The organism is Ruminococcus champanellensis 18P13 = JCM 17042 (assembly GCF_000210095.1).
GTDB lineage: Bacteria > Bacillota > Clostridia > Oscillospirales > Ruminococcaceae > Ruminococcus_F > Ruminococcus_F champanellensis.
In genome coordinates, this window is record NC_021039.1 from 1,689,336 (window position 1) to 1,703,689 (window position 14,354).

Here is a 14,354-nt window from a genome sequence, read left to right on the forward strand (position 1 = left end):
TTTCCCGAAAGGAACGTTTACGATGAAACAAGTGATCTTAGCATCAGCTTCCCCCCGGCGCCAGTCCCTGCTGAAGCTGGTGGTTCCGGATTTTTCGGTGTATCCGGCAGATATAGACGAGCAGCTCCCTGTCGGTATCCAGGCATGTGATGCGGCGGAGCATCTTGCAAAGCAGAAGGCAGCAGCGATAGCTGCGGACTATCCGGACTCCATCGTGATCGGCTGTGACACGGTGGTAGTGATCGGGGATCAGATCCTGGGAAAGCCAACTGACCCGGAGGATTGCCGCCGGATGATGCACCTGCTGTCCGGCAAGACGCACCAGGTGTATACGGGTGTGGCATTGCAGCAGGGGGATCGGCGCAGGAGCTTTACCGTGTGTACGGATGTACGGTTCTACGCCCTGTCCGACGGGGAGATCGACCGGTATATTGCCACAGGCGAACCATTTGACAAGGCCGGGGGCTATGGCATTCAGGGGTTGGGCGCCCTGCTGATTGAGGAGATCTGCGGGGACTACTACAACGTAGTGGGGCTGCCCATATCCCGATTGCTGCGGGAGCTTGCGGATTTTTCTGAATGGAGCGGCAGCGTATGAGCAGACAGTGCATCAGTCTGCTGTTGAGTACTGCCATGTTGACCGGTTTGTATGGTGTGCAAGCGGAGGCAGCATCCGGATTGACCTACAGCTTGCGTGCGGAGCAGCAGGTGTTTTATACGGCACAGCTTTCCAGCCAGGATATCTCCCTGACTGTTGCCATGCAGATTGCAGAGGATCCGGGCACTGCCGGGATCAATGCGGCGTTTGGGGCGGATGCGCCCCTGGAGATCAGGGGGCTGTCCTTTGCGGAGCCATACTGCTATGGTAGCGGCAGGGCAGGGGCAGAGGATCAGTGCCGGGTAACATCTCCCCGGTCTGCCAGACTCCTGTGGTATACCTCCAACAACGGGGCAAATGAAGTCATATATGATGCGGCACTGCCCTTTGCGATTTTGTCAGTGGTAATCCCACAGGGCACACCTGCCGGGGAATATCAAATTTCGTTTGATCCTACAGCGACGGATGCCTGCAATCAGGATCGGGAACTGTTGTCTTGTACCCTGGAGGATCTGACGGTGACGGTGCTGGAGGGCAAGCCGGACTATCTGCGGGGTGATGCGGACGGCAATGGTACAGTGGAGGTTGCGGATGCTGTAGAGGTTCTGCAATACTGTGCAGAGGCTGCCGTCGGGCAAACGCCGGATCAGTCCTACGCCTGGCTTTGCGGCGCAGATGCAACCGAAAACGGTACAGTGGAGGTTGCGGATGCAGTTGCCATTCTGCAATACTGTGCCCGGACATTGGTGGATCCGAATCCGCAATGGTGAATCAGCACGACCCATGGAATCCATGGGTCGTTTTTTTGTATTCGGACGTATACTTGACCCGGGTCTGCATATACTTTTTCAGAGGTGAAAATGTATGAAGATCGAGGGGAAAAAGCTGCTGCTGGCTCTGGTGATCCCCCTGGGAGTAGGAGGGCTGTCCGCCTGGGTGACTCGGGATGCCATGGAGCAGTATGGGGGGCTTGTCCAGCCGCCGCTTGCACCGCCCGGTTGGATCTTTCCGGTGGTGTGGGGCATATTGTTCGTCTTGATGGGCATTTCTTCTTATCTGATCCATACTGCCCAGGTGCTGCCCCAGCCCCGTGCCAGAGCCATGTACTGGTATTATGGACAGCTGGCGGTAAATTTCTTCTGGAGCGTGCTGTTTTTCAATTTACAGGGCTATCTGGGGGCATTCATCTGGCTTTGCCTGCTGTGGGTATGGGTGCTGGTGATGATCCGTGGGTTTTGGCGGATCCGCCCGATGGCAGGGATTTTGCAGCTGCCCTATCTGGCGTGGATCACCTTTGCAGGATATCTGAACTTCGGTGTATGGTATCTGAATCGATAAAAACAGCGTCCCGTGGATTCCATGGGACGCTGTCTGTGTACTGTGGGATCATGTAGCTTCTTCCGGCAAGGGGATTGCCCGGTTCAGATGGAAGGAATACAGTACGGTTTCCTTCACGGGCTTCTGGTGCAGCAGTGCCAGGGTGCGCCGATACAGCAACAGCTGACGCTGATAGCGTTCCGTGAGCATCTCGCCCCCCTGTACATAGTCCGTTTTGTAATCCACGAGAACCAGTCCGTCCGGTTCCTCAAATACCAGATCCATAATGCCGCTGAGCATGGCGTTGGTGCCGGTGTACTGGGGCTGATCCAGAAGCTGCAAATCGCTGATCCGTACCAGGAATTTTCGCTCCCGCCACACATGCTCTGCTTGGCGGATCCGTTCATACAAGGGGGATGCAAAGAATGCCCGGATCCGGTTCAGATCTAGGGAATCCGCCTGCCGTCGGGTCAGATGTCCATCCTCCGTCAGGCGCTGCCGCTCCGCATCCGGATCCTGTGCAGCGACAGCAAAATCTGCGTATTGCAGGAACGCATGCAGGGCGGTACCCTTTTCTGCTCCGGTGAGGGCGGTTTCCTCCGCCATGAATCTGGGACGGCGCAGTGCCAGATTTACCGCATCCTCATCCTTGGACAGGGCGGAAACGCTGGTCTTGGATGGGATGCCCATGAGCCGGTCGTCATACACTGCTGCAAACTGCATCCGCAGGGCGGTGACCATGGCTGGATCCGGTTTTGGATATGCAGCAGGCGTCGGCGTATCCTGTTCCGTGGCATCGCTGCTGTCCTCCGGATGCAGGATCTCCATGGGCACAGCCGGCTGCAGGGGGCAGGGGGGCATCTGGCATGCTTCCCGGAGGGGGGCAGCATTTTCTGCGGTCAGCAGTGCCATCCACAGCCAGTCTGCCATGCAGTTTGCTGAGGCGGCAATGGAAGGTGTCACCCTGCCGGATGCGGCAATGGCTGCACCAAGGCGAAATGCCTGTTTTTTGCGGGCATCATTCAGCCGCAACGGCAAAAACAGCTTGTCCTTTGCCCGGGTCAGTGCCACATACAGCAGCCGCAGTTCCTCGCTTTTGGCGTAGCTTTCCCGCTGCATGGAAATGGCTGCATAGGGCAGGGTTTTGTACCGGGTATAAACAGTCGGATCCTGGAGCCGGAACCCGAAGCCGTACTCCTGTAAAAACTGAAAGGCTGCCCGGTCATCCTGATGATTGAAATCTGTTTCGGATTCTGCCAGGAACACAAAGGGAAATTCCAGTCCCTTGGATTTGTGGATGGTTTTGATGGCTACCACGTCTTCCGAGCCGGAAACCGCAGTGCCGGGCTGAAAGTCCTTTCCCCGGGCAGAAACCTGTGCAATGTAATGCAGAAAGCCGGACAGCCCTCCACCGCTGGCAGTCTCATAGTTTCGGGCGTAGGTCAGCATCAGCCGCAGGTTTGCCTGCTTTTTTGCTCCGTCGCTGTACCGCTGCATCACCGAGAGGAAGTCCGTGCTTTCATAGATCCGCCGGATCAGCCGCTCCGGGGTGTCCTGCATGGCATACATCCGGAATGCCTGCAAGGCATTGTAGAACCCCTTTGTCTTTTCGTACATGGCTCCGGTCAGCAACGGTTGGGCGTCTGCTGCGCCGGTTTCGCCGATGCCCCGGCAGATGGCAGCATACAGAGAGACTTTGGGCGCCAGCAGCCGCAGCTGGGTCAGCTCATCCATATCGAATCGGAACATGGGGGACAGGAGCACTGCCGCCATGGCTGTATCCTGGGGGGGATTGTCAATGATCCGCAGCAGATTCAGCAGCAGAGTGATCTCCCTGGCTTTCAGATATGCCGCCGCTTCCTCGGAATAGGCAGCCACCCCCTGCTCTGCCAGCGCCTGGACGTAGACGCTGCCCTTTGCCTTGTTTCGCATGAGAATGCAGAAATCCCTTGGCGTACAGGGTCGGGTATGATTCGCTCCGTCGGACACAGGTGCACCCTCTCGGAGCATCCGGGCAATACGCTTGGCGATGTATGCTGCCTCCGGGTTTGTGTCTTGCTCTCCGTCTTCCAGCAGGGCGATCTCCGTATTCCTGGGGGTTTCCGCAAAGGCGGCGCCCTGATGCAGCGCCTCCTCACTAGTGTATGCCACCTCTCCAACCTGAGGGGTCATCAGCGTGCTGAACAGGAAGTTCACCATGGCGATGACTTCCGGACTGCTGCGGAAATTCCGGTTCAGCAGGATGCAGGCGTTTTCCCCATCATCCTTGCCGGTGTAGGGCTTGAATGCCTGCATGGTACGGATGAAATTCCGGGGATTTGCCAGCCGGAACCGGTAGATTGCCTGCTTCACATCCCCCACCATGAATAAGTTATCCCCGTTGGCAACAGCACTGCCCTTGTGGGAGATCAGCTTGAAGATCAGATCCTGCTTGTTGTTGGTGTCCTGGAATTCGTCGATCATGATGATCTGGTAAAACTCTGACAGTTCCTTGGCAAGTGCAGTTTGTTGGATGGTTCCGTCCGCCTGGCATGTTCCCAGCAGGGACAGGGCAAGCTGCTCCGCATCCGTAAAGCCAATGGCGTTTTTATCGCACTTCATCTCCCAGAGCCGGTCGTCCAGCTGCTGCAAAAACGCATGCAGTACCGGAATCAGCCTGCAATGGGCGTCCAGATCCTCCTGCCGGTGGCACAGCAGGGAAACAGCTTCTGTTTGCAGATCTTTCATGATCTTTTTCCCATCGTCCCGGAGCGCCTTTGCAAGCTCCCGCTTTTCCGGATCCGTACAGGTTTTGGTCACACGGGGAAAGGAGGCAAAGGACAGGGCGTTGAGCAGGGCGGCACACCGATCCGGATCCTTCTCTGTGCATGCCTTTTGCAGCAGGGTCAGCTGCTCCTGCTCGGTGATCAGAAATGCCGTCAGTTTTTCCTGATTTACCTCTGCGGACAGGCGGATCGCTTCATCCAGCCGCTGGATGCATGCAGCAATGGTCTGCCCCAGATTGTCCAGGTACATGTGGACAAAGGTGTCGTTCCGGTATTGTTCTGTCAGCTGCTCCATCCGCTGTAAACCAAAGGGCAGCCCCATGACGCACCGGTACAGCTCCGTCAGCAGGTTTTCCAGTTCTGCGTCCGTCCGACCGCTGAACCGGTCGCACAGAAGCTGCATATCCCCCTGCCGTGCCGGGTCTGCGTACCATGCCTCCATGATGTCCGCCAGTCCCCGGCTGACCATCATGTTCATTTCCGTTTCCTCCAGGATCCGGAAGGTAGGAGTAATGTCCAGTTCGGCGCAGTGATCCCGGATCAGATCAAAGCAGAAGGAGTGAATGGTACAGATTTTGGCGCATTGCAGCTGGCTTTGCTGCTGCCGCAGCCATACGTTCCGGGGATCCTGTGCGATGCACTGGGTCAGGGCATGCTCCAGCCGGGATTTCATCTCTGCTGCTGCATCGTTGGTAAATGTAACGACAGCAAGTCGTGCGGCACTGACCGGATGCTCCGGATCCGTCAGCTGTCGGATCAGCCGCTCCACCAGCACGGAGGTTTTACCACTGCCTGCGGCGGCGGATACCAGAAAGGAGGCACCCCGGGCATTGATTGCCTGCTGCTGCTCCGGTGTCCAGTTACGCATGTTCCGATTCCTCCTTTTCTTCGCCGGAGATCCGCTCCAGCATCTGTTCCTTTGCTGTTTTCTCATATGTGCGACAGGTCACATTGGGCACATTGCCGCAGATTTCCTTGCAGTCACAGTAGGCGCAGGGTGTTTTTTGCCCGATCACCAGCGGATCTGCCGGAATACGTCCCCCATACAGTTGCTCCGCCATGTCCGTCAGTACCTGTCTTGCATGCGTGCGCAGGTTGGCGAACTGCTCCCTTGTCAGGTATGCGGAGCCGCTGACAGATTTCAGCTTTGGTTCTCCCTCTCCCGGATCATCCTTTGCAAGCGTTGCTGGAATGTAGATGCCTGCAAGATGCTCCTCCATGGCGGTCAGCACACTGCGTTCCTTGAGCATGACGCCGTTCATCAGATACTGTTGATTGATGTACTCCTCCAGCTGGGCATCCTCCTGGCTGCGGCTACGACCACAGGGCAGTCCCCCGGCAGGCACATACAGCACGCCGGCGGGCACTGCCCCACCGTATTTACCCTCCGGCTCGGTGATGGAAAACAGGTACAGCAGCATCTGCATGTCCACCCCATACAGCAGCTTTCCCAGGTCAAATTCCTTCTTCCCGGTTTTGTAGTCGATGACCCGGATATACCGGGTGCCGTTTTCCTCATATAGATCCACCCGGTCGATCTTGCCCCCTAAGATCAGTTGGATCCCGGAAGGAGTGGTAAGAGTTACCGGTATGCTGCCGTCCTGCCGGGATAGCTTCAGCTCCATGGATACGGGGCGGAATGCGGATTGGGAAAGCTCCTGCTGTAAATGCCGGATCAGGGGCGGAATGCTTCCGGTGATGCGCCGATAGTTGCTTGCAAACCGGGCATCCTTGCCGAAGCTGCCTCCCATTGCCTGTTCCAGATACTGGGCTGCATACTGCTCCACCCGGGCAGTGACCTCCGCTTCGGTCAGTGCGTCAAAGCTTTCCTTATCCGGACAGCCGGTCAGCAACTGCTCCAGGCAGTAATGCACCAGATTGCCAGTTTCCAGCGGGTTGATTTCTTTTTTCTGATCTGCCCGGATGCCCAGCCCATAGTTCATGTAATACTGGAAGGGGCACAGGTTATAGGTCTCCAGCCGGGTGGCGGACAAATACAGCCGGTCTCCGAATAGCTCCCGGATCCGTTCCGTGTGGGCGATCCGATGCTCCGGCGTCAATGCAAGGGTGTCCAGGGACGCCAGCCGGGGACCGTACACCGGATCTGATTTCAGCGCTTCCCGGATGCTTGCACCCTCTGTTGTGTGCCGGTAAAAGCCCTGTACTGTCAGGTCGTAGGCGGCTCTCGGCGTGGCGGCATACATGCAGGGATCCTCCTGCTCGGCGATCCGGAGCATGGGGGCATCGAACATATCCCGGATCTGCTGGATCAGAGCAGATGGACTGCGGCTGCTGCCGGCAGCGTCTGACAGGGGATAAAACAAATACAGCCCATCAGAGGCGGAGGACAGGGTTTTATAGGCGATCAGCCGCTCGTCCCCGATCAGCTGCTCCGTAGAACGGGAAAGAAACAGCTCCCGTGCCTCCAGCTGCTGCTTGTCCGCATCGGTAAACAGCCCGGTGCTGTGAACCTGGCTGGGGAAGAAGCCTTCGCTGACCCCCAGTACAAACACATACTTGGGGGCATTCAGCCGGGCTGTTTCGGCGGACGCCACCAGTACCGCATCCAGAGACTGGGGGGGCGTACTGTAGCTGATCCGGCTCAGCAGCGCCTGCATCAGATCCCGGAACCGGGATGTGGGCAGCACCGCATCTCCCAGCACATTGCACAGTGCGTCCAGCACATCCGCCAGACTGCCCCACAGGGCTTTCAGGGCGGATGCCTCCGCTGTACAGCCAGCCTCCTGGTAATCCTGGGCGATGCCGCTGATGTTTTTCGGCACATTCATCCGGCAAAGGAACTGGTACAGATTTTTGCAGAGGGTTCGCACATTCTGTCCCCGGCATGCCTCACGCAGCTGCATGATCGGCTCCACCAGTTCCAGGCGCAGCGCCTCCAGGTCGCTGTTTTCCTCCAGTCCGGCGGTGAAAGGCTCCAGCCACATCATACCGTCCACGTTCCAGGTATAGCAGTAGGATTCCAACCGGGCAGTCCGTTCACAGGAGATGCCAAGCAGCCGGGTTTTTGCATACCGGAGCAGGGTCTCTGTCCGGGGACGTTTTTCGCTGATCAGCTCCAGTACCCCGGACATGAGCTGCAGCAGGGCGGTATGCATGCAGGAGATTTTTCTGTCCAGGTGAAAGGGAATGGAATAGCGGATGCAGGCGGATTCCAGGATTCCTGCATACTCCTCCAGCTGGTGAGTGACAATGGCGATGTCCGCATAGCGCACCCCCTGCTCCCGGACAAGCTTTCGGATATGGGCACAGGCGCAGTCCGCTTCTGTATAGCAGTTTTTTGCCTCGAACACATGAATGTGCTCCGCCGTCGGCAGCTGGGTATGCACCGGCCGCAGAATGCTCCGGCTTATATGGGCAAGATCCGGGTAACGGAATCGAAAAGGCTCCTTGCAAAGAAGAACTTCGTGTCCGGTGCCGTGCTTTTGCGCCAGTGCCAGCAGCCTCCGGTAGGTGGCGTTGGTAGCGTCAAACACCGAGTAGGCAGGGGCTTCCGGATCCTCCGTCCGCAGGGTGATCCAGAGCTCCTTTGCCTGGGCAAACAGCACATCCAGGAATTCCATCTGATCGCCGGTAAAGCTTTCAAATTCATCCAGAAACAACAGAGCGCCTTTAAAATGCTCATTCCCGGCACAGAGGGCGGCTGCCTCTGTAATATCCGTCAGACTGTCCTTATAGCCCTTCTCCCGGAGCTGCCGGTCGTAATCCCCGTACAGCACCGCCAGATCCGCCGCCTTATCCCGGAGCCTGCCCTCCAGCCTTGCGGTCTGCTCCAGCAGTGCTTCCGGGGAGATGCTGCCTCGGCGCAGCTCCGTGATGGCCTTGGCGGCAGCATCCTGAAAGGCGGGCTTTTTTGCCTGTCGGTCAAAGTGGGAAAAGGCGCTGCTGTCGCTGAGTGCCCGGATGCTCTGATACAGCAGAATGGTCTTGGTCAGATCGTCCGCATATTCTCCGCTTCGCCCTCCATACTGCTGAAACAGTGCCCGGGCAAGGCTGGTGAAGCTGAGGGACTGGATGGCATTGAACGCCGTCGGTCCCAGTGCCTCGTACAGCTTTAAATCGTTGGTAAAGGAGTATTGCTCCGGCACCAGGGCATAGATCTGTTCCCCCTGTTCATAGGCTTTCCGGATCTGTCCGATCAGCCGGGTGGATTTTCCGCAGCCTGCGCCGCCGATGATGAGATGCAGCATAGTAGCCTCCTTTAGGGGTGTTGTTCTTTCACATACATATCAAATCATACCATGTTCAGTAAAAAAAGTCAATCTGCCCGCATGCCGGATGTGAGAAATGTGTTCTGAAAAATATGCAATCTGCCATAAAAAGAGCAGGATTGTTCATTGAAGTTGTGACTTTTCTTTGGTATGATACATATGACAGCACTGTATAAAATAAAGCAGCCAGGTTGGCTTTGTGCGGTGTTGCCATATATCAAAACAAGGCGGCTGTACCAGACATGCAGGCGGATCGGGACAGTTGCCAATCAGGGGGAGTATATACATGAACCAACACAAACGCATAACCAGTGTGCTTCTGGCTGCTGCAATGACAGCAGGGCTTTTTGTACAGCCCGGCACGTTGTCCGGCACAGCGGAAGCCGCAGATGCATCCTATCCGGTGCAGGAATTCCGCATGGGTGTCAGCGACACGGACCGGAACATCAATCTGCATTCCGGTGAAACCGGCGATTACCTCAGCACCCAGACTCAGAACGGCACTGCCGCAGAAAAGTGGTATCTACATTATGTCAGTGCCGGGGTCTATGAGATCGTCAGCGCGCAGACCGGCTGCATCATCACCAACGAGAATGGCTTGGCGGTCATGTCGCCGGATACGGACGGGGCAAATCAGCGCTGGAAGATTGTGCCTATAGAGCAGGATTTTGAGGGCTATGACCTGTACTACAAAATCGTCAGCAACGCAGATAACGGTGCAGCACTTACCTTCCGGGACGGCAGCAACTCCATTGGCGTGGAATCCTACACCGGTGCGGATGCACAAAAGTTCCGGCTGGATCTGAACGGACTGGAGGGCTTTGCCGCTGTCAGTAAGGTGAACGGTAAGCTGAAGGCAGGTACCATTGGCGGCTTGCTGGGGGAAACCGTGATTGTGAAAACGGCAGCGGATCTGGTCAGTGCGCTGGACAGCACGGAGCCGAAAACCGTGGTGATCGGGGCGGATATTGACCTGGGCAGCCAGGACAAAACCAAGCAGCGCATCCGGGACGATAAAACCATTGTCGGCTCCTTTGACAGCAATACGATCTATGACAGCCAGCTGCGCAACGATGACTTCTATGGGGCGGACGACCGTCCCAGCCAGAATATCGTGATCCGCAATGTGAACTGGGTAGCAAGAACCCTGAACAACAACGGCAGCGGTGTGATCCTGCTGCAATTTTACGGGGTACGAAACCTGTGGTTGGATCACAACAGCTTCAGCGCCACCTTTGGTCAGAATAAGGACAACGAGGTGGGAAAGTTCGTGTGGATCAATACCCCGGCGGCAAACTGGTCGGATGGCAAATACAACGGCTACAACCCGGATTACATCACCGCCTCCTATAACTACTTCAAGAACCGGTACTGGACCTTTGCCTTCGGCTCTCAGAATAAGGATACCTCCCGGCTGCATACCACACTGATGTACAACAAGTGGGAGCAGTGCTCCAGACGCTGTCCCCAGTATTCCAATGGTTATGATCACAACTACAACAACTATCACACGGTTACGGATGGCAGCAACTCCAACAAGTCCTCCCAGGTGATCGGAGGGGAAGGCTCCCGGGTGGTCAACGAAAACTGCCGGTTTGAGGGATATGCGGGCAACGAGCTGGATCCGGACAGGAACAGTGCCATTTCCTTTACGGAAAGCGGATCCTACACTTCTGACAGTCCTTCCGGCACGCCTTCCGCAGTCAGCTTCAAGAATCTGGGCAGTGCCTGGACGGTGACGGACTGCTACAGCTATTCTCTGATCGCCGCATACAACACAAAGGGCACGGATGTAAAAGCATTCTGCAATGCATATTCCGGCTGCTTCAGCAGCAGCCAGCAGATCAAGTACATTACAGACAGTGATATGAGCAGCTTTGTTGAGAAAGCATGCAAAAGCGGTTTTCTCCGTTCTGTGAATGTGGGAAATGATCCGGTAGGCTCTCTGAAAACCGGCGCAGAAATGGATACTGCCCACAGCTTCGTGATCCGGAACACAGGCAGTCAGCTGTATCTGTCCGATGGGATCCAGACGGCGGAGGAGACCCTGTTCCGGTTCCAGACTGACCAGGATGGCTACTACCGGATCTTTGACGCTGAGCTGAAATCCTGTCTCTGGGTGACGGATAACAGCAAGGACAATGCAGCGATCGTCCGTCTGCATACCTATACCGGAGATGAGGGAGAGCTGTTCAAATTTGTGGAGCAGGCAGACGGTACCTATACCATCGTCAGCAAGCTGACCCGGGATGCCTCCTGTCTGGGCGTGGCTGCCGGATCTCTGGAGACAGGGGCGCAGGTAGTCCAGTGGAGCTGTGACGAAACGCCCTCCCAGAGCTGGGAGGTTTCTATCCGCATCCAGCCGCTGACCGGTGTGCTGATGGACGCAGCCGTTCTGGATACTGCCTATGACAGTAGCTGGAGCCTGGAGCAGGCGCTGCAGACCGGGAGTCTGGTGTACGGAGACCGGGACGTGACCTACGGGGAGATCCCCGCAACGCTGCAGGGTGCGGAGTATCTGCGGCCTGCATGCGATTCCAAGAACATACAGGGGGATCTGGTACAAATCACTGCAAAGGCGGATCTGGTGCTGTACGCTGCACTGGATACCCGGGTGGAGCAGCTGCCCCAGTGGCTGGAGGGCTGGACAAAAACGGAGCAGGTGCTGGACAACAGTAAGCAAGTCATCTATGCACTGTGCTGCCGGACTGTGCAGACCGGGGAAACAGTGACCCTTGGCTCCAACGGTCAGGTGCAGGGCTGTGTGCAGTATACGGTGTTTGCAGTGCAGCAAGGGCTTTCCGGAGATGTAAACGGAGACGGACAATGCACCGCTGCGGATGCAGTGATGCTGCAAAAATTCCTGATCCGGGCAGGCGGTCTGACCAACCCTACGGCGGCGGATCTTTCCGGGGATAGCGTCATCAACGGTATGGATCTTGTATTGCTCAAGCGACAGCTTCTCGTGAAATAAAAGTGCAGAGAGAAAACCTTGCCCTGTCATGGCTTTGACTATGGCGGGGCATTGCTTTTTCACAGTCCGGTATGTACGAAATGTGTTTTAACATACATAATACTCCCTGCTGTTATCAATTTTTTTTGTGAAAAACGACTGCTATATTTGTTTTTTCTATTGTCAAATCTCGAAGGATATGCTATAATAAATGTGTGCAAGATAAATGCCTTGCAGATTCGTATACAACAACCGTGGGGCAGCATAGATGCCGTGTCCGGGTACAGTTGTATTGCCGAAAAGGAGGATGCATATGGGTCTGTTTTCTTTCAGAAGAAAAAAACAATCCCCGGAGGAGCAAGCTGAGATGCTTTACACCGAGGGGATGACGTTGATCGCAAATAATATGTGGGATGCGGCATACAATTCCATCCGGCAGGCGGCTGATCTGGGACATCGGGGTGCCATAGGGCAGCTTGCCATGATGCATATATTTGGCCAGGGCTGTGAGCAGGATCCGGAAACAGGGCTGACGCTTTTGCATCGGGCAGTGGAGCTTGGAAATCTGTATGCCTGCTATGCCTTTTCCGTACTGTACGATCATGGGGTGCCCGGTGTTACTGCACAGGAGGCGGAAGCCATGTGTGCTCTGGCGGCAAATGCAGGTATGGAGGAAGCGGCTGCACGAATGGAGCAGGGGTTTGATATGGAGGGATCGGCATGAGGCTGAGAATTGTAGAGGAACTCTGGGGCATTGACCGCAGAACGGGAAAGCGCAGCGTCAACACTACGGATAACCGGGTCTTTCCGGTAGTTGCCGGGCCGGAGCTTCTGGAAATGCCAAAGGGCGGCTGCCGGTTTACCATTGATGCTGTGGATGCATCGGGTATTACAGTTACAGTGCATTGCCGGAACCAGGCGGCAAGCCGCAGTTGGGTGATTCCGGCGGGGGAAAGCCGCTTCTACCTGCCTCATTCTATGGATGGCGGATACCGCTACCGGCTGTTTTATGAGGATGAAACAGCGCCGAACTACTATGCCATTGGCATGCAGGTGGAAAAGGCGGAGGGAGAGTATGATCCGGCACAGAGCAAGTTTTTCGGTGCACCGGTGATTCCTAGTGCTTGGAAGGATCGCTTTCACGATGACATTGTATTTTTTGCGCAGATCCGTCTGTCGGAGCTTGCCCACCTGGATCCGGAAAACCGATTGCCCCACACCGGGTATCTGTACTTCTTCCTGGATGCGGAGATGTATCCTTCGGATCAGATGGATATGTGGGTGGAGTATTACCCGGGAGAGCCGGATATGATTGTGGATGATTTCAACGAAGCATCCCCCATTCCCCAGGGGCTGAACCAGGACTGGCTGATTACCTTCCATGCCGCCGTGCCGGGACAGGATGGCACCAAGCTGCTTGGAGTGCCGTCAGATCCGGATGTACCTGCGGAAGGGGCAGGGCTTTTGCTGCAGTATGACCCCCTGGATTTTGAGGGAGTCCCCTTTCTGTCCAATCTGGACGGCTATGCGTATGTATTTTTCGGCTCTGACGCCACAGACTATGACGCTGTTACCTACCGGGTAGTCAGATCATAAGGAGGTCAATATGGCATACACAGAACAGGAAGCAGCACGGCTGATTGCACTGATCCAGAGTGTGGAATCCCACAAGGAGCATCCGTATGCAGCCCCCACTTACCGGGATACACCGGCTTTGCAGGAATTGGATGCAATGGTGCATGGGAAGCTGGAAGCAGAGCCGGAACGGGATCAGGATACCTTGGAGGACAGCATTATAGTGCTCCGGTTTTTGTCGGAATCCTACATGAAACAGTGGAAGATCCGTTATGCCCAGCACAGGTACAAGGAACTGCTGGAGCTGGAGACGGAACTGTACAGCCGTTTTGACATCCGGGACGAGAATTGCGGACAGGATTATCATCAGGCGCTTGCTGCACGGAATATCTATCAGAAGGATCCCTGTCCGGATCTGTCAGCGCTTGTGGCGGACATGCTGCCGGATGCTGTACGGCAGCAAACGGAGCAGCAGGTATTTCAGCAGTATCCCGGACTGAAGCATGATCCGGTGGAACTGACGGATGCATACTTGTCAGTTATTGATGAGGTTGAGCGCCGGATAGCAGAAGCGGATCCGGCACCGGTACACCCTATGGAGCGATCCATCCGTCGGGCAGAACTGCTCCGGGAGTATGGGGTGATCTGGCAGAGCGAGATTCAGCTGAATCCCCGGGTGCATTTTGATTAAGGCGGCGCCGGAGCTTATACTTCCGGCTGTGTGGTATTTTCCGCCGTGTGTGCCAAAGCATATTCCAAGCACTGGATCACGATCTTGTTGACAGATGTATTGTATTTGCCAGCCAGTTGTTCCAGCTGGTCAGCAATCTCTACGGGGATACGGAACGTTTTGTTGACGGTTTCAAATCCTTTTTCAAATTCCAGCATATTTTGCACCTCGCTTTATCTTCTATTAT

The 14,354-nt window shown here is 55.8% G+C and carries 10 protein-coding genes; 7 read left to right on the forward strand and 3 right to left on the reverse strand.

Going from position 1 to position 14,354, the window contains the following annotated elements; translation table 11 throughout:
- Positions 1-22: 22 nt before the first annotated feature.
- From RUM_RS07570 to RUM_RS07580, 3 genes are all read left to right on the forward strand, one after another.
- Positions 23-598: a Maf family protein gene (locus RUM_RS07570; RefSeq protein ID WP_015558552.1), complete on the forward strand. Its 576-nt coding sequence runs from the start codon at positions 23-25 to the stop codon at positions 596-598.
- Positions 595-1,368, forward strand: coding sequence for a dockerin type I repeat-containing protein (locus tag RUM_RS07575; protein ID WP_015558553.1), 774 nt, complete (start codon positions 595-597; stop codon positions 1,366-1,368). Before RUM_RS07570 ends, RUM_RS07575 begins: the two co-directional genes overlap by 4 nt.
- 94 nt (positions 1,369-1,462) lie before the next feature.
- Positions 1,463-1,936, forward strand: coding sequence for a TspO/MBR family protein (locus RUM_RS07580; protein ID WP_015558554.1), 474 nt, complete (start codon positions 1,463-1,465; stop codon positions 1,934-1,936).
- A 48-nt stretch (positions 1,937-1,984) separates the two neighbouring features.
- On the opposite strand, the gene RUM_RS07585 is transcribed toward RUM_RS07580, so the two are convergent.
- Positions 1,985-5,548: a UvrD-helicase domain-containing protein gene (locus RUM_RS07585; protein ID WP_015558555.1), complete on the reverse strand. Its 3,564-nt coding sequence runs from the start codon at positions 5,546-5,548 to the stop codon at positions 1,985-1,987.
- Entirely contained in the window at positions 5,541-8,888 is a 3,348-nt protein-coding gene (locus RUM_RS07590) for a PD-(D/E)XK nuclease family protein (RefSeq protein ID WP_015558556.1), read from the reverse strand. The genes RUM_RS07585 and RUM_RS07590 overlap by 8 nt, the downstream gene beginning before the upstream one ends.
- Positions 8,889-9,195: 307 nt before the next feature.
- Here RUM_RS07590 and RUM_RS12120 point away from each other — a divergent pair, with 307 nt between their 5' ends.
- The 4 genes from RUM_RS12120 to RUM_RS07610 all read left to right on the forward strand — a co-directional run bounded on the left by RUM_RS12120 (position 9,196) and on the right by RUM_RS07610 (position 14,128).
- Positions 9,196-11,883, forward strand: a complete 2,688-nt coding sequence (locus tag RUM_RS12120) for an RICIN domain-containing protein (RefSeq protein ID WP_015558557.1) — start codon at positions 9,196-9,198, stop codon at positions 11,881-11,883.
- Positions 11,884-12,175: 292 nt separating this feature from the next.
- Positions 12,176-12,586, forward strand: coding sequence for a tetratricopeptide repeat protein (locus RUM_RS07600; RefSeq protein ID WP_015558558.1), 411 nt, complete (start codon positions 12,176-12,178; stop codon positions 12,584-12,586).
- The gene (locus tag RUM_RS07605) at positions 12,583-13,458 is read left to right on the forward strand and encodes a YwqG family protein (RefSeq protein WP_015558559.1); all 876 of its coding nucleotides are present in this window, start codon (positions 12,583-12,585) and stop codon (positions 13,456-13,458) included. Before RUM_RS07600 ends, RUM_RS07605 begins: the two co-directional genes overlap by 4 nt.
- A 10-nt stretch (positions 13,459-13,468) precedes the next feature.
- Positions 13,469-14,128: a hypothetical protein gene (locus RUM_RS07610; RefSeq protein ID WP_015558560.1), complete on the forward strand. Its 660-nt coding sequence runs from the start codon at positions 13,469-13,471 to the stop codon at positions 14,126-14,128.
- 14 nt (positions 14,129-14,142) lie between these two features.
- Here the strand turns inward: RUM_RS07610 and RUM_RS07615 are convergent, their stop codons facing one another.
- Complete coding sequence (locus RUM_RS07615) at positions 14,143-14,325, reverse strand: hypothetical protein (RefSeq protein ID WP_015558561.1); 183 nt, start codon at positions 14,323-14,325, stop codon at positions 14,143-14,145.
- Positions 14,326-14,354 lie beyond the last annotated feature (29 nt).

Excerpts from the sequence above, each read along its gene's own strand:
- RUM_RS07570 (WP_015558552.1), top strand. The coding sequence starts at position 23 with ATGAAACAAGTGATCTTAGCATCAGCTTCCCCCCGGCGCCAGTCCCTG.
- RUM_RS07575 (WP_015558553.1), top strand. The coding sequence starts at position 595 with ATGAGCAGACAGTGCATCAGTCTGCTGTTGAGTACTGCCATGTTGACC.
- RUM_RS07580 (WP_015558554.1), top strand. The coding sequence starts at position 1,463 with ATGAAGATCGAGGGGAAAAAGCTGCTGCTGGCTCTGGTGATCCCCCTG.
- RUM_RS07585 (WP_015558555.1), bottom strand. The coding sequence starts at position 5,548 with ATGCGTAACTGGACACCGGAGCAGCAGCAGGCAATCAATGCCCGGGGT.
- RUM_RS07590 (WP_015558556.1), bottom strand. The coding sequence starts at position 8,888 with ATGCTGCATCTCATCATCGGCGGCGCAGGCTGCGGAAAATCCACCCGG.
- RUM_RS12120 (WP_015558557.1), top strand. The coding sequence starts at position 9,196 with ATGAACCAACACAAACGCATAACCAGTGTGCTTCTGGCTGCTGCAATG.
- RUM_RS07600 (WP_015558558.1), top strand. The coding sequence starts at position 12,176 with ATGGGTCTGTTTTCTTTCAGAAGAAAAAAACAATCCCCGGAGGAGCAA.
- RUM_RS07605 (WP_015558559.1), top strand. The coding sequence starts at position 12,583 with ATGAGGCTGAGAATTGTAGAGGAACTCTGGGGCATTGACCGCAGAACG.
- RUM_RS07610 (WP_015558560.1), top strand. The coding sequence starts at position 13,469 with ATGGCATACACAGAACAGGAAGCAGCACGGCTGATTGCACTGATCCAG.
- RUM_RS07615 (WP_015558561.1), bottom strand. The coding sequence starts at position 14,325 with ATGCTGGAATTTGAAAAAGGATTTGAAACCGTCAACAAAACGTTCCGT.